The organism is Sporosarcina sp. resist, from assembly GCF_014302295.1.
Taxonomy (GTDB): domain Bacteria; phylum Bacillota; class Bacilli; order Bacillales_A; family Planococcaceae; genus Sporosarcina; species Sporosarcina psychrophila.
In genome coordinates this window covers 4,729,396-4,748,203 of the sequence record NZ_CP060287.1, presented here as the reverse complement: position 1 = coordinate 4,748,203, position 18,808 = coordinate 4,729,396, and the positions used below count along the sequence as shown (strand labels likewise).

Below are 18,808 nucleotides of genomic sequence, written 5' to 3'. Positions count from 1 at the left end.
GTTAGTTCCTCCTCATTATTTTGTAATTTCATTCCACTGACGTTCGAAGTTTACGAATGGATCGTCAGTAGGGTTATTGATGATGTTACTGTTTTCTGAGCCATGCCATTTACGCCAAACATACAGAACACCGACTAAAGCAATGATTCCGATGAATGCCGGTACATTTGCTATTGCTGTTAACAAGCCAATGACAAGTACGCCTCCCCAGAACAATTTCGAGATTGTGGAAGTGCTCTTTCTGAAGTAATGGAACCCCGCGTATGCAATCAATGCTGAAAATGCAAGTGCGAGAAGTGATCCGAGATTCGCAAGGGCAACGATTGCTGCTGTAATACCAAGTGCTGCAAGACCTAGTTTTTTCATTTGTTGTTCCTCCTTTCGTTTGTAGCTTAATCTTATAACGATTTCCGGCTCGTCCAAACGGGCGCTAAGCGGATTTCCACCTAGGACTTGAGGCTGATTCGATCTAAGTCATACTAGATTTTGTAAGTGTTTTCATGTATTCTATTATTATAAGAAAAGTTAATTAATTCGGATAACGGGGTGTAGGTATGAAAGAGGTTGTTATTGTTCAGGGAGTTAGAACTGCAGTAGGTAGGAGAAAAGGGAGCTTTTCGGCCTACAGACCTGATGAACTTGCGGCTGTGGTACTTGAGGAACTTATGAAACGCGCAGGGATAAATAAAGAAGACGTGGAAGACGTCATTCTTGGTTGTGTTACCCAATCAGGTGAACAAGGTGGGAATATTGCTAGGACAGCAGCGCTCATCGCCGGATTCCCAATACATGTACCTGGTGTGACAATTGACCGGCAATGCGGATCGAGTCAGCAAGCTGTTCATTTTGCGTCACAAGCTATTCTGTCTGGGGATATGGATATCGTCATTGCAGGTGGAGTTGAAAGTATGACGCGTGCACCAATGATGTCCAATATGAGAGATGCAAAACCAAGTACAATGCTCCTAGAAAAATATGAAATCATTAATCAAGGACTATCAGCTGAACGAATTGCTGAGAAGTGGGAACTGTCGCGGGAAGAACTAGATCGCTTTTCATTCGAAAGTCACCAAAAGGCGATTCACGCAATTAATGAAGGGAAATTTGAAGAAGAAATTGTTTCTGTTGAAATCACCAAAGAAGATGGCACAACAGAACTATTTTCTAAAGATGAAGGCCCTCGTCCCGAATCGACAACAGCAGTGTTGGCAGGATTACGGACGGTCTTTGATGAAAATGGCGTAATTACAGCGGGTAATGCAAGTCAAATGAGTGACGGGGCATCTGCTGTACTCCTTATGTCACGCGACAAAGCGGACGAACTTGGCGTGAGGCCGATCGCACGCATTGTTGCACGAGCGGTTGTTGGCTCTGATCCGACGTTAATGCTAACTGGTCCAATTGAAGCAACACGGAAAGTACTTAAAATGGCCGGTCTTACAATAGAAGACATGGATACGTATGAAGTGAACGAAGCATTTGCACCAGTGCCGCTTGCTTGGCTGAAAGAAACGGGTGCTGATTCTACGAAATTGAACCCGAACGGCGGCGCCATCGCACTCGGTCATCCACTTGGCGCGACAGGCACGCGATTACTGGTGTCGATGATTCACGAATTAAAACGGACTGGCGGACGTTATGGGCTACTCGCAATTTGCGAAGGAATGGGTATGGCGAACGGGACAATTATTGAACGTATTTAATTTCATCCAGTGAGGGGCCAAACCCCTGCTAAATGAAATTTAGTTGTATTCGATTAGGGGGATTTAGGTGTGGAAATGGAAAAAGTAACGGCAATCGTGACAGGTGGAGCATCCGGTCTTGGGGAGGCCACTGTAAGGAGGATAGTAAACGCCGGAGGAAAGGCAGCTATCTTCGACAGGAATGAAGAGCGTGGACAAGCACTTGCAAGAGAGCTTGGAGAGGAAAGTGTTTTATTCTTCAAAACGGATGTTGCGGATGCGGAAGAAGTGGAAGTAAACGTTGCTTCCGTAAAGGAGAAGTTTGGAGAAGTAACAGCCGTTGTTAATTGCGCAGGTATTGCGACGCCTGGGAAAGTGTTGTCGCGTAGCGGTCCGATGGTGCTTGACCAGTTTGAACAAGTCATTCGAGTAAACCTGATAGGCACATTTAATGTAATTCGTGTTGCGGCGGCCGCAATGCAAGGAAATGAGCCAAACGAAGAAGGGGAACGTGGGGTTATTGTGAATACTGCTTCCGTTGCTGCTTTCGAGGGACAAATTGGACAGGTTGCATACAGTGCTTCAAAGGGCGGCGTTGTTGGAATGACATTACCGATTGCACGTGAACTCGCGGCATTCGGTATCCGAGTGATGACAATTGCACCGGGTCTTGTAGAAACGCCGTTATTCGACGGGCTACCGGAAGCCGCACGTAATTCACTTGCTTCAATGGTACCGTTCCCGAAACGACTTGGGCGACCAGATGAATATGCAAAGCTTGTTGAAAGTATATTTACTAATACACTGCTCAACGGTGAAGTAATTCGGTTGGATGGTGCGATTCGGATGCAACCAAAGTGAGTTGGAAACAATGGTTCGCCGATAAACATGGCAACTCGAACACGTTCCAAAGCACATGTTACAAAAGGAGGGGCTAGACCGTTGGCGAGATACAGATTTGAAATGGATGAGCACGTCATGTTTCGAGATTCACTTCGGAAGTTTCTTCAGAAAGAAGCAGTTCCACACTACGATAAATGGGAAAAAGATCGGCTTATACCAATCGCATTTTGGAAAAAACTTGGGGAGATGGGGTTCCTCTGCCCGCAAGTGGATGAAAAATATGGAGGGCTTGGTCTGGATTTCAGCTTTAGTGTAATCATCGGGGAAGAACTTGAGCGTGTAGGCGCGGGTCTCACAGGGGTAGGCTTGCACAATGACATCGTTGTTCCATATATTGAATCGTTCGGCACAATGGAGCAGAAAGCGCGCTGGCTACCTGGTTGTGTAAGCGCTAACAATATTACCGCTATTGCAATGACAGAGCCAGGAACAGGATCGGACTTGGCTAATATCTGGACGACGGCAATTAAAGATGGGGACCATTACGTCGTGAATGGTCAAAAGACGTTTATCACAAACGGTATTAATGGGAATCTTATACTCGTTGCTGTAAAAACTGACCCATATGCCGAACCGAAACATCGTGGCGTCAGTTTGCTTATTATAGAAGAAGGTACGCCAGGTTTCACAAAAGGTCGAAAACTCGATAAAGTAGGGTTGCATTCGCAAGACACGGCGGAATTGTTCTTTGAAGATTGCCGTGTACCTGTAACGAACTTAATTGGCGAAGAAGGAAAAGGATTTAGCTATCTAATGGAGAAACTACAGCAGGAACGGCTTGTTGTTGCGATTGCCGCACAAACGGCATCAGAGGATATGCTAGAAATGACACTTGAGTATGTAAAATCGCGGAAAGCATTTGATAAGCCGATTGGTTCGTTTCAAAACACGCAGTTTAAACTTGCTGAAATTGCAACGAAAGTGGAGATTGGAAAAGTGTTTCTAGAATCACTTATCGAAGATCATCTAGCGGGAAAAGATGTCGTCACAAAAGTATCGATGGCGAAATATTGGCTGACCGATACGGCGCGAGAAATTTCGGCAGAATGTATGCAGTTGCACGGTGGGTACGGTTATATGGAAGAATATAAAATTGCGAGACGTTACAGGGATATCCCTGTGGCATCGATTTACGCAGGGACGAATGAAATCATGAAAGTCATCATCGCGAAGAATATGGGCTTGTAGAAATTAGGGTTGCTTAATAAGTTGATATAAAGAACGCCATTGAATCTGTCTTGGCGCTCGGCTAACCTTTTAAGGCACATACGCTCAGTTTGTACACCGTATTCAATACTGCAAACTATATAAATAAGTAGGAATAACTTGGTTTCGTAGGGCATATTATCTTTCGGGACCATATGTGACGTATACCTACTATTATAATGCACTGTTTACGTAAAAAATATTCTACATGAAAAGGGGCGAGATTAGTATGATGCAAACACCACTATTATTATCTTCCTTTATTAAACGAGCAGAGCAATATTTCCCTAACAAATTAATTATTTCACGAACAGGAGAAAACTCGATTCACCGGATTCCATATCGTGAGTTCGCAAAAAGAACACGCAAACTGGCAGATGCCCTGACGAAACTCGGGATGGAGCACGGAACGAAAGTTGGATCGTTTGCTTGGAATCACCATCGACATTTAGAAGCGTATTTCGGTGTGCCGGGAACAGGTGCCATCCTTCATATGATCAATATACGATTATCTCCGGAACATATTGCATACGTTATCAACCATGCCGGGGATGAAATCCTGCTTGTCGATGATAATCTGTTTCCGCATCTTGAAAAACTTGCGCCTTATCTGAAAACGGTGAAACATTATATCATCATGGGAGACAGCACTGAAATACCTGAAACATCTCTCGAAAATGTCCATTCGTATGAAGCACTTCTAGCTGAAGCATCTGAAGACTTTGTATTCCCAGAGGATCTCGATGAGAATACGCCAGCTGGCATGTGCTATACATCCGCTACGACGGGCAATCCGAAAGGAGTCGTCTATACCCATCGCGGACTTGTTCTGCATAGTTATGCGCTAGGACTAGCTGATGCTATGGGCTTATCGGAGAGAGATGTAATTCTGCCAGTCGTGCCAATGTTCCACGTCAATGCATGGGGAATGCCATTCGCCGCGGTCTTTTTTGGTACAACACAAGTCCTGCCGGGGCCAGGCTTAAATCCGAAGCTGTTGCTGGACTTGATCGAGCAGGAGAAGGTGACTGTAACAGCGGGAGTTCCGACAATTTGGCTAGCAGTGCTGAAGGAGCAGGAGGAGAGTCCGAGAGACTTGTCATCACTTAGAGCCGTTGTAAGCGGTGGTTCAGCTTCACCAAAAGGATTGATCCGTGCATTCGAAGAAAAACTTGGTGTACCGTTCATCGTTGGCTATGGCATGACTGAAACATCGCCACTAGTCAGTCTATCTGTCTATTCGTCAGGGATGACTGATTTAACAATGGATGAGAAAATCGATGTCCGTGCACTTCAAGGGATGCCGATGCCGGGTCTTGAAGTCCGTATTGTTAATGAAGCCGGAGATGCGCCTTGGGATGGTAAAACAATGGGCGAATTAGCTATTCGGGGACCTTGGATTGCAAGCGAATATTACAATGATGAGCGTACAGCAGAAGCCTTCCGTGATGGCTGGCTATTCACAGGCGATATCGCAGTTATGACAGAGTTTGGCTATCTTAAATTGATGGACCGCACAAAAGATTTGATCAAGAGTGGAGGCGAATGGATTTCGTCTGTTGACTTGGAGAATGCGCTGATGACGCATGAAGATGTTTTTGAAGCGGCAGTGATAGCAATACCGCATGAGCAATGGATTGAACGTCCACTGGCGTGTGTTGTCTTGAAAGAAGGGAAGGTTGCTGACGAAGAGATGAAACAGCGGTTGCTAACCTATTTGGCAGGCCAGTTCGCTAAATTATGGGTACCGGACGATGTTGTCTTCTTGGATGAAATCCCGAAAACATCCGTCGGTAAATTCCTGAAAGCCTCATTACGTAATCAATTGACGGAACATTATCAGCAAGTGTAAAACACACAAAAAGGGGCCGTAACCACACTGGTTTGGTCTTTTTTTCATTTCAACGTATATAGATTCGTTTCAGGCCTTAATAAGCTCCGCAATGAGAACAGTATAGTAAATTAACACACGTGTTGATTTACTAGAAATAACCAGAAAATAACTTAATCAAATACTAAGCATCCCCCGTACAGTTGCTTAGATTGCTTTGGATCGAACGACTCCTATATCTTTACCGGGGTATCTTAATCTATAGGATGCTACTTCGTCGCATCCCTATAGATTTTTTCGGTAATCGTATGGTGGTCGTTCATCTGTCGCTCTCTAAAGGTGCAAGTACATGAAGTGCGAAAGCTTTTTTGAGACGAAAGAATAGTGGGCTTGTTACCTGGATAAAGGCAGTCAACCGAACAGCAAAGGGTTCGGTTTGTATAAGTCGTAACTAGCCACACCTGTCTCACGGAAAAACTATCGTGATTATTTTAGCCGAAAGCGAGCCGGAAAAGTACTAGTCCAAATGAAAAAAATCGCGCCTACCTTAGAAGAATATTATGTGAGGAAATGGTTAATCAACAGACGTGATTAATTAACCTATATGTGTTGAATTAAAGAATCCCATTGAATTTACTGTGGCGCTTAATAAGGAGAGAGTTTTAATTCGAGGTGTGGATTGTAGAACGCTTGGTGCTTTTCGGATGCCCTGCGCTAGGCTTGTTCATTATCGAGAGAAATGTGATTTTAAGATGTATTTGCGAGGTTATAAGGTGATTACTAGTTGATACTACTTATATTCAAGAAAGACGTGCCTTCGTGGTAGCCGGAGTGATAAGACTGAAAGCGGTCTTCTTTCTGGCTTATCGCGGGAGGCATCCACAAAGCGTCGAAGCGGTATTTGTAGGAGTTCTATTTCATTCCAAGTATCAGTACTTTTCAGCGGCCTCAAAAAAGCCTTTGTAAAGCGCATATGCCGTATTCATTTGTGCAGCATATATAGTATGGTTTTAGTACTTGAATAATCAACCAGATAGTTAGTACTTTAGTGAATCGTATTCCTGATATTCAGTATAAATATAACTTACCAGACTATGGATTATATATAGCTTGGTGGGTAGTGTATAACTTCATTGATCATTGTGGAGGAATTGTTAACTGGGGAGGAAATTGTGGATATCTATCTTTAGAATTTGATTAATAACCCAAAAAGATGATTTCCGATAGAAAATTCTGAAACTATAAACATTTTTTCGAGTTATCAACTGATGACTGTTGATAACTCGGCACTTTATGACGTTATCAACAAAAAGCGAACAAGTCTCTAGAATGATTCAAGCGGGTAATACCGACGTAGAATCATAGGGATGGACTCTTTTGCATAAAATAATTGATAAGAAAGGCAACTTCTTCTTATAAAGGAACGTCTATTCATTTCACGAAGTCAGTTTGCACTTGCATTCGGTATTTAGTAAAGTAATAGTTGGTGGGGGCGAAGCGTGGAAAATTGGATTACTGAATTTATGGACCAGTTTGGCTATTTTGGTGTGTTTTTATTAATCATGATTGAGAATGTGTTTCCACCAATACCATCTGAAGTTATTTTGACATTCGGTGGATTCATGACGACTTATTCGGATATGACTCGAATGGGTGTAATCATTGCGGCAACGGCCGGATCAATTATTGGGGCGATGATTTTGTATAGTATCGGGTTATTTCTTGATGTGGCACGCCTTGAGAAAATTGTTGATCGGTGGGGTGGCGTTTTACGTCTAACTCGAAAAGATATCCGCAAGGCCGATGCATGGTTCGACAAATATGGTCCGTGGACAGTGCTGCTCTGTCGCCTAGTTCCACTAATACGGAGCCTAATCTCGATTCCAGCAGGTATGTCGAATATGAACTTCCCGCTCTTCATTTTACTTACAACAATCGGTAGTCTGATCTGGAATACGGCACTTGTTATGATCGGCGCAGCAGTCGGCGACAATTGGCAATCGATTGTTCATTATATGGACATCTATTCGAACGTTGCGTACGCACTGCTAGCAATTGGCGGAATTGTGATTTGCATTTGGTATATTCGCTTCCGTAGAAAGAGAGTGTAACTAACTTATGGAATTATTTGATTTGATTAAAGCGTTAATACTTGGATTTGTTGAAGGTATGACGGAGTTCGCACCTGTATCATCGACGGGGCACTTGATTATTGTCGATGATATGTGGCTGAAGACAGAAGAGTTTTTAGGTAAATATCCCGCGATTACATTTAAGATTGTTATCCAGCTAGGATCGATTTTAGCGGTTGTCGTCGTATTTTGGAAACGTCTTTTTAGCCTAGTCGGACTTTATAAGATTGATGGTAAAAAGATGAATTCACGTTTCAATTTAGGGCATGTCATTATCGGTATGCTTCCGGCAGTCATTCTTGGATTTGCGTTTAAAGATCTGATTGATGATTATTTATTCGGAGTGGAAACGGTTATTTTTGCCTTGGTGGCAGGGGCTATTCTTATGATTGTGGCTGATAAATTTGGTCCAAAAAAACCGAAAGTACAAACGTTGGACCAAATCACATACAAACAGGCATTCTCGGTTGGTCTTGTCCAATGTCTGTCATTATGGCCAGGATTTTCGCGCTCAGGCGCCACGATTTCGGGTGGTGTACTGTTCGGCATGAATCATAGAACGGCGGCAGATTTCACGTTCATAATGGCTGTTCCAATTATGATGGGTGCAAGCCTTGTATCGGTTTTGAAAAACTGGGAGTACTTATCAATGGATAATCTGTCGTTTTATATCGTCGGATTCATCAGTGCATTCATCTTTGCGCTTATCTCGATTCGCTTCTTCTTGAAGCTCATCTCACGCGTCAAGCTTGTACCGTTCGCAATTTACCGACTTATATTAGCAGCTGTGCTAGCGGTTATTGTGTTTTTATAAGAATCTGAAACGACTCCTGCACATTGGTGCGCGGGAGTCGTTTTTTTGTCTTTGCAATGCAGTCTGAAAATATCTGATCTACTTATAAATTGGTGATTAATTACTGTTCGAACCTAGTTTTTCCGAAATCCTTCTACCTGTTTCCATAACTTTTTCAATAAGGAAATCCATCCGATTTTCAGTCAGATTGAAACTGACGAAGCCTATACTGATTGCCCCGACAACTTCTCCTAATCCATCAACAATGGCCACCGCGACAGAAGAAGTACCTTCCGTCCTTTCACCGTGACTCGTAGCATATCCTAGTTTTTTTATCTGTTTTAGCGTTACTTCTACTGGAGCCAATTGTTCGATAGGCAACAGTTTCTTCAAAATGTCCGTGGACTTAAAAGAAGGCATATTGGCAAGCATCGCTTTATTAGCCGCACCGATATTCATTGGAATGCGCAAACCGAGTTGGTCATAAATCCGGATTGTATTATTTTCACTATCTATTCTCTCTAAAATAATTGCTTCTAATCCTGCGGGGCGGCTTAGATAGACACTTTCATCTACTTCATGGCTCAAACGTTCTAGCTCTGGCCTTATTTTAGTGACATAATCCATCGAATCATACACTTGCAAACCGTATTCTAACCAAATCGTTCCGAGCCGATAGCATTTCGTACGCTCATCCTGCTCCACCATACCTTGTTTAATCATCGCTTTCAGCAATCTATGCATTGTACTGAGTGGTAATTCGCATTGCTTGGAAAGGTCTGAAATAGACACTCCGTTTTCTGAAGTGTGTGTAGCAAGAGTTTTGGCTACGATCATAGCGCGGTCAATTGATTGCATTTAAAGCACCACCTATCATATAAATAACTAAGTAAAATTCATTACTCTGAAAAAAAGAATTAAAAGTATTTGAAATACATTGACATTGTACCATGAAGAGAATATATTTTATATATAAACTTTCCGTTATTCGGAAACGTTTTCCACTATGCGGAAAAGGGTGACGTAAATTGACTTATTGTTCATCAATGTACAGTCCATTAGAACGGGTGATTGTAAAGCATCCAAATGAAGCTTTTCAAAATCAAAATCATCTCGCGGATCAATGGAAAACATTCAATTACCTTGAGGAACCGAATTTTAAAGAGGCGGTTCGCGAGTATTCGAATTTTATAGGGATTCTTGAAAAATATGTCCCACAGATTGATTATTTACCTGCATCGCCTGAAGTTGGTATGGATTCGTTGTATGCACATGATCCGGTGAAGTTTACGCCAGCAGGAGCAATCATTTTGAAATCAGGTAAAAAACTGAGACAACCGGAAGCGGTAGTATATAAAAAGTTTCTTGCAGAAAGAGAAATTGCTATTGTTGGTGAGTTGACTGGAGACGCAGTGTCAGATGGCGGTGATATTGTTTGGTTGGACGACAAGACACTTGTTGTAGGCCGTGGATACCGTACGAATGATGAAGCAATCCGGCAATTGAAAGAAATGACAGCGTCTTTCGTCGACGAATTCATCGTCGTTCAACTACCACATGATCAAGGAGAAGCGGAATGTCTGCATCTTATGTCGTTCATCAGTATGGTCGATCGTGATTTGGCAGTCGTGCATTCACCACTAATGCCTGTTTTTTTCCGGCAGTTGTTGATTGAACGAAAAATCCAGCTAATTGAAGTTCCGAAAGATGAATATGACACACTTGGTTGCAACGTGTTGGCACTGGCACCACGGGTTTGTGTAATTGTTTCTGGAAACGCTTCCACGAAAAAACAATTGCTCGATGCTGGAGCTACAGTTTATGAATATAAAGGTGAAGAAATAAGTGTAAAAGGGACGGGTGGTCCAACGTGTTTGACTTCTCCCGTAGTAAGAAACTAAAAATGAGGAGTGGAATGGGTATGTATTCAAACGTAATTGTTAAAACACCTGGGGAAAGCTATTTGAATGGATTGACGACTTCTGATTTAGGAAAGCCCGTATTTGAAAAGTTACTAGAACAGCATAAAAAGTATGTTGAAGCGTTGGAAAAGTGCGGCGTGACTGTTACACATCTTCCAGCAAGCGAAGAATTCCCAGACTCGACATTTGTAGAAGATGCTGCCGTGTTGACATCTGATTTCGCGGTTATTACAAATCCAGGAGCGGAATCACGTAATGGAGAAATCAAGGAAATCGAAGCTACTCTAAAAGGATTTTACGAAAAACTTCACTATATAAAATCGCCAGGAACACTAGATGGCGGCGATATTCTTCAAGCGGAGAACAATTTCTATATTGGGATTTCTGAACGGACGAATGAAGAAGGAGCACTTCAATTGAAAGGGATATTAGAACAACAAGGTTATGAAGCTACGATTATTCCGTTAAAAGAGTTTTTCCATTTGAAAACAGGAATTGCTTACCTAGGAGATAACCGGATGGTCGTTGCGGGAGAATTTGTGGATCATCCAGCATTTGATTCATATGAAAAAATTGTTATAGGTAAGGAAGACGAGTATTCAGCCAACTGTATCCGTGTGAATGATTATGTCATTATTCCGTCAGGATATGAAGAAACAAAACGTAAATTTAATGAAGCGGGCTATGAAACAATCGAACTGGAAATGTCTGAAGTTCAGAAGCATGACGGCGGATTAAGCTGTTTGTCATTACGCTTCTAACCGTAATCGAAAAGTAAATGGGGAAAACAGGGGAGTGAATATCATGTCAAACAAAGGGGAACAACCGCAAGATAATCTATTAAAACGTTCTATGAAAAGCCGTCACTTGTTTATGCTCTCTCTGGGAGGAGTAATTGGAACCGGTCTGTTTCTGAATGCAGGCTATACAATTAATCAAGCCGGCGCGGGGGGAGCGCTGCTTGGATACTTATTCGGTGGTTTGATTTTATATATGGTTATGGTTTGTCTTGGCGAGCTGGCTGTCCATATGCCTGTGACAGGGTCTTTCCAAACATATGCAACGCGTTATATTAGTCCTTCGGCTGGTTTTTCACTTGGCTGGATGTATTTTGTAGGTTCGGCTGCCACTGCGGGAGTGGAATTCACTGCTGCTGGAATACTTATGCAACATTGGTTCCCAAATGTTCCGATTTGGATTTGGTGTTTGATATTTATGGTCCTCTTATTCTCTTTGAATGCGTTGTCGACGAGAGGATTTGCAGAAGCTGAATTCTGGTTTGCAGGTATTAAAGTCCTTGCAGTTATTTTGTTCCTTATCATTGGGTTTGCGGCGATTTTTGGCTTCATTCCTATGGAAGGTCGTTCAACACCCTTCTTAACAAATTTAGCTCCTACAGGGTTATTCCCAGCGGGCATCGCGATCGTGTTTGTGACGATGATGAACGTTATCTTCTCCTATCAAGGTTCGGAGTTGGTTGGAATTGCGGCAGGGGAAACAGAAAATCCTGAAAAGAACATACCAAAAGCAATCCGAACGATAATTTTTAGAATTGTCATTTTCTATATCGCTTCGATTATTGTTTTATCGGCTATTTTTCCTGCATCCGAACTTGGTTTACTTGCCAGTCCGTTTGTGACATTGATGGAAATTGCCGGCGTTCCGTACGCGGCGGGTATTATGAACTTTGTTATCTTGACGGCGATTTTGTCAGTGGGAAATTCGTGTTTATATGCGTCAACGCGACTTCTATGGGCAATGTCAAACGAAGGGATGGCACCTAAGATGTTCGGGCGATTATCGAAAAATAGAGTACCGCTCAATGCACTTATCTTCACAATGTCGTTCTCCCTCTTATCATTATTGACAAGTGTGATGGAAGCAGAGGCAGTGTTCGTATTACTCATGTCGATTGCAGGAATAGCTGTCACAATTTCGTGGATGGGGATTGCGACATCTCAATTGATGTTCCGTCGTCACTATTTGAAAGAGGGCGGAAAATTGGAAGACTTAAAATATAAAGTCCCTTTCTATCCTTATGTCCCATTGTTTTGTATCGCCTTTTGTCTTCTTATTCTCGTCTTTTTGGCATTCGATCCAACACAGCGGATTGGGTTATACTACGGGGTCGGATTTTTAGTTGCATGTATGCTGTTTTATAAATTCAGGTTGGAAAAAAAGAACAAGGTTAGTGTTGAAACCAAAGTGAAACCTGTAAATTAAAGGAGAATTATTATGAACCAATTACTATGGGGCACACCCTCTACACTTCGGTCACTGTTATGTGAACTCGTTAGCTGGGACAGCCGTACGTTAACTGAAGGGGAGAATACATTTGCTCCCAAATTAGAGGCGAAATTAAATGAACTAGCGTATTTCATAAATAACCCGAATCAGTTGGCACTTCACGATGCAGGGCTTGGTCGTCAAGCTGTCACTGCTTTGTACAAGCATCCCGAAGCAACAGAAACGATTGTTCTTATAAGTCACTTCGATACCGTGTGGACTGAAGAATATGGTGTGTTGGAGCCGTTTGCATTTTATCCGGAAATGCTGACGAAAATGTTGTCTGAACCCCAGCATAATGCTGATCTTCCGGAGGATGCACGCATCGACTTGGAGACCGGAAATTACTTGTTTGGTCGAGGCACAATGGATATGAAAATGGGGCTTGCGCTTCATATGCAACTCATTGAAAAAGCCAGTGTTGAAAAATGGCCAATCAATCTATTATTAGCTACCGTTCCTGATGAGGAAGTTAACTCAGCAGGGATGCGTGCTGTAGTGAAGGAGCTTGTCCGTATTCGTGAGGAACAAGGGTTAACGTATAAACTATTTTTAAATAGCGAGCCATCGTTTTCCCAAAACCCAACGGATATTGCTGAATATGTTTACTCGGGTACCATCGGGAAAATCATGCCCGCTGCATTGTTCTATGGCAAAGAAACGCATGTCGGCGAGCCAATGAAAGGTATGACTGCGAACTATATTGCTTCATATCTGACACAACGGATGGAATGGAACGAATTATTCCGCGAGACGGATCTTGGAGAAAGTACGCCGTTGCCGGTTTCATTGCAACAAAAAGATTTAAAGCTTCAATACTCGACGCAAACGCCTTACCGCGCAGTAGCATTATATAATGTTTTCCTGATGAAGCGTACGGCATCGGAAGTGATGGATTTGTTCGAACAAGTGGCACTTGAGGCAATGGCAGCGTGCAACGATAGCTACAAGGTTATTTGTGAACGAGAGCAAGTGAAAGGCGTAGGGGAAGTGAACGTTTTGCGTTATGAACAGCTCCTTGAACATGCTTTGCTAAAATTAGGGGAAAAAGAAGTGGATCGCTTGAAGCAAGAAGTACTCCATAACGAAGAGTGGGATGATCGTGAAAAATCGCTTCGTATCGTCGATAACTTGATGATCCAATGCCAGGAACTTGCGCCGGCAACTGTCCTTCTTTATGCACCACCTTACTATCCAGCCATTAACTCGTCGGATAACCCGCTTGTCATCCAGTCGATTGAATTGATGAAGAAAACAGCGGAAACATTTAATAATACAGTCGAACAGATTCATTACTTCAACGGTATCTGTGACCTAAGTTATGTTAACTACGATGACGACACAAATGGCTGGGCTGCATTCGAAAGCAATACGCCGGTATGGGGCGAAACGTATAGCATTCCATTCACTGAGATGGCCCAGTTGAAAGCGCCCGTGTTCAATGTAGGTCCGTTTGGGAAAGATGCACATCAACGGACGGAGCGTTTACATGTCGACAGTGCTTTTGTGGAAATGCCTGTTATGCTGGAAACGCTCGTGAAGAGCATGTATGTCACGAATGAAAGTTTGGAAACATGTACAGGCTAATATAACTGAAATGTGGAGACCTTCGGAAATAGTGAAGGTCTCTATTTATTGTCTGCATCTGTTAAGATGAAAGAAAAAGTGGCAGGTGAATCGAATGAAAGAGCAAATCTTAATCATCGAAGACGAAGAAAATATCGCACGTGTCCTTCAGCTTGAGCTTGAGTTTGAGGGCTATGAAACGGGCATTGCACATACAGGACCAGACGGGCTTATCAAATATCGTGAACAACGATGGGATCTTGTTCTATTAGATCTTATGTTACCTGGATTGAATGGGTTAGACGTATTACGACGGATTCGAGCAACAGAAGCAGACACGCCAGTCATATTATTGACGGCGAAAAGTGATGTGGAAGATAAGGTGGCCGGGCTTGACCTCGGGGCGAATGATTATGTGACGAAACCTTTTGAAATCGATGAATTACTCGCAAGGATTCGTTCGGCACTTAGATTCTCTAAACCTGTGGCGTCTGTAGAGACTAAAGACGAACATCTCCTTGAATTTGCGGGTTTGTCTCTTCATGAGCAAACACGTGACGTAACAAGAAATGGCCGCTCCATTGAGCTAACACCACGGGAGTACGATCTTTTACTTCATCTGCTGAAACACCCAAACCAAGTGTTGTCACGTGAACAGTTGCTAGACGCTGTTTGGGGATTCGACTATTACGGTGATACAAACGTCGTGGATGTGTACATTCGATATGTCCGGAAGAAAATCGAACAAGGGGAAAAAAGCACGCTTATCCAAACGATACGGGGTGTTGGTTATGTTTTAAAGGAGCAACAGGTTAATGAAGCTTAAAACAAAGATTCACCTTTTTTCTACGTTGCTGATGCTCGTTATCTTAACGTTGACGAACACGGGCATCTATTTTGTGTACGGGAAATTGGCATATGACACGGAGTATAATCAGCTAAAAACGCAATCGCAAGACTTGATTGCTTCGCTCAGCCAGATGACCGAAAAAACGAATCCAGCGACGGTTCTCCATGCCTACAGACCACCGAATGGTGCGGTCCGTATTTTGGATCCAACGGGCAAGTTGAAAGTGGAGTCCGAATCGGCGGAAGGAATTAGAAGTTACCATCCTGAAATAAAACCAGGCGAACGCTATTCAATCGGTGAATTTGACAATACACCGATACTTACGATGCGCGAGCCAGTTATTTGGACAGACGGAAAAGTGGTTGAACTGCAAACGATTCAACTGCTAAGTGATGTAAAACATAATTTGAGCTTGCTCAAGCTTATCCTCTTCGGAGTGACCCTTATCGCGATGATTCCCATAACGATCTCAAGCGTTGCGCTTGGTCGCATCGTGATCCAACCAATTGATAATCTCATTAAAACGATGTCACAAAGCCGGCAAACGGGAACATACGAGAAGATTGAGGTCCCAGCCGAAGGGAAGGACGAAATGGCGCAGATGGGCCATGAGTTCAACGATATGATGGGGCAACTCGAGAGCAATTTTAAAAAACAAGAACAGTTCGTTTCCAATGCCTCGCATGAATTAAAAACGCCGCTCACTGTTATAGAAAGCTACGCGCGGCTTCTCTCACGCCGCGGATTTGATGACCTTTCGGTGGCAAAAGAGGCAGTCGGAGCAATTCTTGGGGAATCCATTCGGATGAAGGATATGATTGAGCAAATGCTCCATCTTGCAAGAAATCAAGAACATGTTGCGTTTAAGTTTGAGGAAACGGATATTAATTCTTTGGTTGAAAAGACCTTACAACCAATGCGTCATGCACACGCAAGAGATTTCATTCTAGAAGGGAACGGTTCTGTGGTTGTGGTAACAGATGCTGAAAAACTTAGGCAATTATTATTCATCCTCCTTGATAATGCACGAAAATATAGCGAACGAGAAATTAAAACGACTATTTCGAAAAATGAAACTTCTATTTCCATTGCTGTTACTGACTATGGAAACGGAATCCCTAAAGAAGCCTTGCCGCACATTTTTGACCGATTCTATCGAGTCCATGAAGACCGAAACCGTAAAACAGGTGGAACGGGCCTTGGGCTGGCAATTGCTAAGGAACTTGCAGATGGTCTTGGAGCAGAATTGAATATAGAAAGTAGCGTTGGCGTAGGAACCACCTTCCGGATCATCATGCCCAAAAAACAGATTCTCACCGATTTTTAATGTTGGAATCGTATGATGAATGAAAGGAGGCGAGGAGTATGCATTTTTTGAAAAAATCATGGTTTATTCCGTCCCTGTTAACCTTAGTACTTCTAACGGTGGGCGGATTTTATATAGGAAGTTTGATCAATAAGCAGGAACCGATGGCGGCTGATACGATCCGAACTCAGTTGGAGAGCATGTACGGTGGAACTGTTGACCGCATCTCAATAACGAACGGCGTTTATCAAGCAGAAATGAGTCGAGGTGAAGCGGTTTATTCGGCTGAAGTTGACGCAATGACAGGAAGTGTTTTATCGCTTACCCAGACTGGTGAAATGAAGGAAGAGATTCCGGACGTGCTTTCTGAGTCTAAGGTGAAAGAAATTATAGCGGGGAAATATAGCGGTGAAACGGAACGGATTTCATTGATTACAGGCGGGGAAACCCCGATTTACGAGGTGAAGCTGTCGAAAGACCCGAAGTTTACAAAGGTGACAGTCGACGCCATGACGGGGAAAATAATCACTGAAACCGTGAAGGAAACGACAGGGGAAAATGCGCTTATTACCAAGGAACAGGCAATTGCAATTGCGCAAACTCAACTAAAAGGTGATGTAGATGACTTTTCGTATGAAAAAACAAGCGATGGAGGCTACTACCTAATCGAAATCGAAGCAGCTGATGACCGGGAAGGTACCTTCCAGATTCATGCAATTTCAGGAAAAATAATGTCTGTCACATGGGATGACTAATCTCTCATCAAATTCTAATACTCCTCACAATGTCCTCTCATGTTCGCCGAGTAATATGAAGGTAACAACAAAAGGAGGAGATACAAGATGAAGAAATGGATGATGATTCCAGCATTGGCTGGCGTGCTTGTAATAGGTGGAGTTGCGGTGGCTGGGAACGCGGGACATAGTTTCGCGGCGACGCCAAAAGGTTTATTGACGATGGAAGAAGCGGAAGCAATTGCTGTAAAATCAGTAGGTGGAACAGTGACGGGAATTGAATTGGACCGTGAACTAGTGGGTGATATTTATGAGGTTGAAGTTAAATCAAACGGCTTTGAATATGATCTCGATATCGATGCCAAAACAGGAAAAGTATTGCGCACAGATAAAGAAAATGATAATGATGACGACTTTGATAACGACGATTCAGACGATAAAATGATTGTTCAAAATGGTAAATTCATAACAGAAAAGGCTGCTGTCAATATTGCGATGAAACAAGCAAAAGGCACTGTGACAGAAGTGAAATTAGACGAAGATGATGGCCGAGTAGTCTATGAAATCGAAATTCGAGATGGAAAATATGACTACGACTTCGATATTGATGCAATTTCAGGTGAAGTTCTGAAATTTGAAAAAGATAGTGATAAAAATAACGATTGAAGTAATAGGGCTGTTCCTGAACAGCCCTATTTTTATGGAGAAAAGTAATTTAGACTTCATATACTTTCCCAACTTCAGCAAGTTCAGTAGGTCCATCATATACAACAACAGCCGCATCAAGAATTTCTTCAATATTTCCGTGCAACGGCAAGTGGGTTAACACAAGTTGTTTTACTCCCGCCAATTTCGCCATTCTTCCAGCTTCGCTTCCGCCCATATGACCTGGTGCTTTCCCGACGTGTTCTTCATATAAATTGGCCTCGCTAATTAAAAGATCAGCCCCGCGTGCGAAATCAATCAGTTCATCTCGCCATTCTGTATCTGCGGTGAGTACAATGGACTGGCCACCGACCTTGAATTTCATTGCCAAGCAATAGACGGGATGTACCGTACGGCAAAAGCTCACTTTAAATGGACCTATTTGAATGACATCATCTTCTGAAATACCAATGCCTACTGTTTGATCTTGGTACGAGAGTTTTGCGAAATTCTCTTGATCTTTAGTGTGCCCATAAATCGGTAATGGAGGAGCTTGATGACCTAGATAAAAATTAATGATCCTGCTGAATTGGAGACTCCCGACGTCAGCAAAATGGTCTGCGTGATAATGACTGATGACAACAGCGTCAATTTTTTCTAAAGGTAAATAATTTTGCAATGAGGAAAGTACGCCACTGCCGCAATCAATGAGACAATGAAAGTTATCGTGTTCGATCAAAAAAGACGAAGTGGCACTATTTGCTTTCGGGTATCCACCCCAGATACCGATTGGTGTTATTTTCATTATGAATTCCTCCAATTCCATTGCAAGTGAAAAAAGTGTACCTTGAAACGGAGTCAATTGAAAGTAGGAAGTGTAGAATAATATTGACCCTGTAGGATATAAATACTATAATGTATTCAAAGAATTCAAATAAAGGTGGGTATTAAC

Annotated in this window: 17 protein-coding genes; 14 read left to right on the top strand and 3 right to left on the bottom strand. The window is 42.7% G+C overall.

Going from position 1 to position 18,808, the window contains the following annotated elements; translation table 11 throughout:
* Positions 1 to 15: 15 nt before the first annotated feature.
* Positions 16 to 366: a lmo0954 family membrane protein gene (locus H7992_RS22780; protein WP_187046131.1), complete on the bottom strand. Its 351-nt coding sequence runs from the start codon at positions 364 to 366 to the stop codon at positions 16 to 18.
* Positions 367 to 554: 188 nt separating this feature from the next.
* On the opposite strand from H7992_RS22780, the gene H7992_RS22775 reads away from it, so the two are divergent.
* From H7992_RS22775 to H7992_RS22750, 6 genes are all read left to right on the top strand, one after another.
* Positions 555 to 1,703 carry a thiolase family protein gene (locus H7992_RS22775; RefSeq protein ID WP_187046130.1) on the top strand — a complete coding sequence of 383 codons (1,149 nt, stop codon included), beginning with the start codon at positions 555 to 557 and terminating at the stop codon, positions 1,701 to 1,703.
* A 75-nt stretch (positions 1,704 to 1,778) separates the two neighbouring features.
* On the top strand, positions 1,779 to 2,543 hold the full coding sequence (locus H7992_RS22770) for a 3-hydroxyacyl-CoA dehydrogenase (protein WP_370570018.1): 765 nt from the start codon (positions 1,779 to 1,781) through the stop codon (positions 2,541 to 2,543).
* Positions 2,544 to 2,624: 81 nt separating this feature from the next.
* The gene (locus H7992_RS22765; protein ID WP_187046128.1) at positions 2,625 to 3,773 is read left to right on the top strand and encodes an acyl-CoA dehydrogenase family protein; all 1,149 of its coding nucleotides are present in this window, start codon (positions 2,625 to 2,627) and stop codon (positions 3,771 to 3,773) included.
* A 247-nt stretch (positions 3,774 to 4,020) separates the two neighbouring features.
* Positions 4,021 to 5,643, top strand: a complete 1,623-nt coding sequence (locus tag H7992_RS22760) for a long-chain fatty acid--CoA ligase (RefSeq protein WP_067213550.1) — start codon at positions 4,021 to 4,023, stop codon at positions 5,641 to 5,643.
* 1,478 nt (positions 5,644 to 7,121) lie between these two features.
* Complete coding sequence (locus H7992_RS22755; RefSeq protein WP_187046127.1) at positions 7,122 to 7,733, top strand: DedA family protein; 612 nt, start codon at positions 7,122 to 7,124, stop codon at positions 7,731 to 7,733.
* A 7-nt stretch (positions 7,734 to 7,740) separates the two neighbouring features.
* The gene (locus H7992_RS22750) at positions 7,741 to 8,568 is read left to right on the top strand and encodes an undecaprenyl-diphosphate phosphatase (protein WP_067213548.1); all 828 of its coding nucleotides are present in this window, start codon (positions 7,741 to 7,743) and stop codon (positions 8,566 to 8,568) included.
* Positions 8,569 to 8,664: 96 nt separating this feature from the next.
* Here H7992_RS22750 and H7992_RS22745 read toward each other — a convergent pair whose 3' ends face one another.
* Complete coding sequence (locus tag H7992_RS22745; RefSeq protein ID WP_067213547.1) at positions 8,665 to 9,405, bottom strand: IclR family transcriptional regulator; 741 nt, start codon at positions 9,403 to 9,405, stop codon at positions 8,665 to 8,667.
* 188 nt (positions 9,406 to 9,593) lie between these two features.
* Between H7992_RS22745 and H7992_RS22740 the strand changes: the two genes are divergently transcribed.
* The 8 genes from H7992_RS22740 to H7992_RS22705 all read left to right on the top strand — a co-directional run bounded on the left by H7992_RS22740 (position 9,594) and on the right by H7992_RS22705 (position 17,877).
* Positions 9,594 to 10,448: a dimethylarginine dimethylaminohydrolase family protein gene (locus tag H7992_RS22740; protein WP_067214094.1), complete on the top strand. Its 855-nt coding sequence runs from the start codon at positions 9,594 to 9,596 to the stop codon at positions 10,446 to 10,448.
* Positions 10,449 to 10,468: 20 nt separating this feature from the next.
* Complete coding sequence (locus tag H7992_RS22735; protein ID WP_067213546.1) at positions 10,469 to 11,230, top strand: dimethylarginine dimethylaminohydrolase family protein; 762 nt, start codon at positions 10,469 to 10,471, stop codon at positions 11,228 to 11,230.
* 43 nt (positions 11,231 to 11,273) lie between these two features.
* Positions 11,274 to 12,692, top strand: a complete 1,419-nt coding sequence (locus H7992_RS22730) for an amino acid permease (protein WP_187046126.1) — start codon at positions 11,274 to 11,276, stop codon at positions 12,690 to 12,692.
* Between the two features lie 12 nt (positions 12,693 to 12,704).
* Entirely contained in the window at positions 12,705 to 14,342 is a 1,638-nt protein-coding gene (locus H7992_RS22725) for a M20/M25/M40 family metallo-hydrolase (protein ID WP_067213544.1), read from the top strand.
* Positions 14,343 to 14,436: 94 nt separating this feature from the next.
* On the top strand, positions 14,437 to 15,147 hold the full coding sequence (locus H7992_RS22720; protein ID WP_187046125.1) for a response regulator transcription factor: 711 nt from the start codon (positions 14,437 to 14,439) through the stop codon (positions 15,145 to 15,147).
* Positions 15,137 to 16,498 carry a sensor histidine kinase gene (locus H7992_RS22715; protein ID WP_187046124.1) on the top strand — a complete coding sequence of 454 codons (1,362 nt, stop codon included), beginning with the start codon at positions 15,137 to 15,139 and terminating at the stop codon, positions 16,496 to 16,498. Before H7992_RS22720 ends, H7992_RS22715 begins: the two co-directional genes overlap by 11 nt.
* A 38-nt stretch (positions 16,499 to 16,536) precedes the next feature.
* Complete coding sequence (locus H7992_RS22710) at positions 16,537 to 17,232, top strand: PepSY domain-containing protein (protein ID WP_187046123.1); 696 nt, start codon at positions 16,537 to 16,539, stop codon at positions 17,230 to 17,232.
* An 87-nt stretch (positions 17,233 to 17,319) separates the two neighbouring features.
* Complete coding sequence (locus H7992_RS22705; RefSeq protein WP_187046122.1) at positions 17,320 to 17,877, top strand: PepSY domain-containing protein; 558 nt, start codon at positions 17,320 to 17,322, stop codon at positions 17,875 to 17,877.
* Between the two features lie 49 nt (positions 17,878 to 17,926).
* On the opposite strand, the gene H7992_RS22700 is transcribed toward H7992_RS22705, so the two are convergent.
* Positions 17,927 to 18,661, bottom strand: a complete 735-nt coding sequence (locus H7992_RS22700) for an MBL fold metallo-hydrolase (protein WP_187046121.1) — start codon at positions 18,659 to 18,661, stop codon at positions 17,927 to 17,929.
* Positions 18,662 to 18,808 lie beyond the last annotated feature (147 nt).

What these genes read in the sequence shown, in the direction of transcription:
- H7992_RS22780 (WP_187046131.1), bottom strand. Translation starts at nt 366, where the DNA reads ATGAAAAAACTAGGTCTTGCAGCACTTGGTATTACAGCAGCAATCGTT.
- H7992_RS22775 (WP_187046130.1), top strand. Translation starts at nt 555, where the DNA reads ATGAAAGAGGTTGTTATTGTTCAGGGAGTTAGAACTGCAGTAGGTAGG.
- H7992_RS22770 (WP_370570018.1), top strand. Translation starts at nt 1,779, where the DNA reads ATGGAAAAAGTAACGGCAATCGTGACAGGTGGAGCATCCGGTCTTGGG.
- H7992_RS22760 (WP_067213550.1), top strand. Translation starts at nt 4,021, where the DNA reads ATGATGCAAACACCACTATTATTATCTTCCTTTATTAAACGAGCAGAG.
- H7992_RS22750 (WP_067213548.1), top strand. Translation starts at nt 7,741, where the DNA reads ATGGAATTATTTGATTTGATTAAAGCGTTAATACTTGGATTTGTTGAA.
- H7992_RS22745 (WP_067213547.1), bottom strand. Translation starts at nt 9,405, where the DNA reads ATGCAATCAATTGACCGCGCTATGATCGTAGCCAAAACTCTTGCTACA.
- H7992_RS22740 (WP_067214094.1), top strand. Translation starts at nt 9,594, where the DNA reads ATGTACAGTCCATTAGAACGGGTGATTGTAAAGCATCCAAATGAAGCT.
- H7992_RS22735 (WP_067213546.1), top strand. Translation starts at nt 10,469, where the DNA reads ATGTATTCAAACGTAATTGTTAAAACACCTGGGGAAAGCTATTTGAAT.
- H7992_RS22730 (WP_187046126.1), top strand. Translation starts at nt 11,274, where the DNA reads ATGTCAAACAAAGGGGAACAACCGCAAGATAATCTATTAAAACGTTCT.
- H7992_RS22725 (WP_067213544.1), top strand. Translation starts at nt 12,705, where the DNA reads ATGAACCAATTACTATGGGGCACACCCTCTACACTTCGGTCACTGTTA.
- H7992_RS22720 (WP_187046125.1), top strand. Translation starts at nt 14,437, where the DNA reads ATGAAAGAGCAAATCTTAATCATCGAAGACGAAGAAAATATCGCACGT.
- H7992_RS22715 (WP_187046124.1), top strand. Translation starts at nt 15,137, where the DNA reads ATGAAGCTTAAAACAAAGATTCACCTTTTTTCTACGTTGCTGATGCTC.
- H7992_RS22710 (WP_187046123.1), top strand. Translation starts at nt 16,537, where the DNA reads ATGCATTTTTTGAAAAAATCATGGTTTATTCCGTCCCTGTTAACCTTA.
- H7992_RS22705 (WP_187046122.1), top strand. Translation starts at nt 17,320, where the DNA reads ATGAAGAAATGGATGATGATTCCAGCATTGGCTGGCGTGCTTGTAATA.
- H7992_RS22700 (WP_187046121.1), bottom strand. Translation starts at nt 18,661, where the DNA reads ATGAAAATAACACCAATCGGTATCTGGGGTGGATACCCGAAAGCAAAT.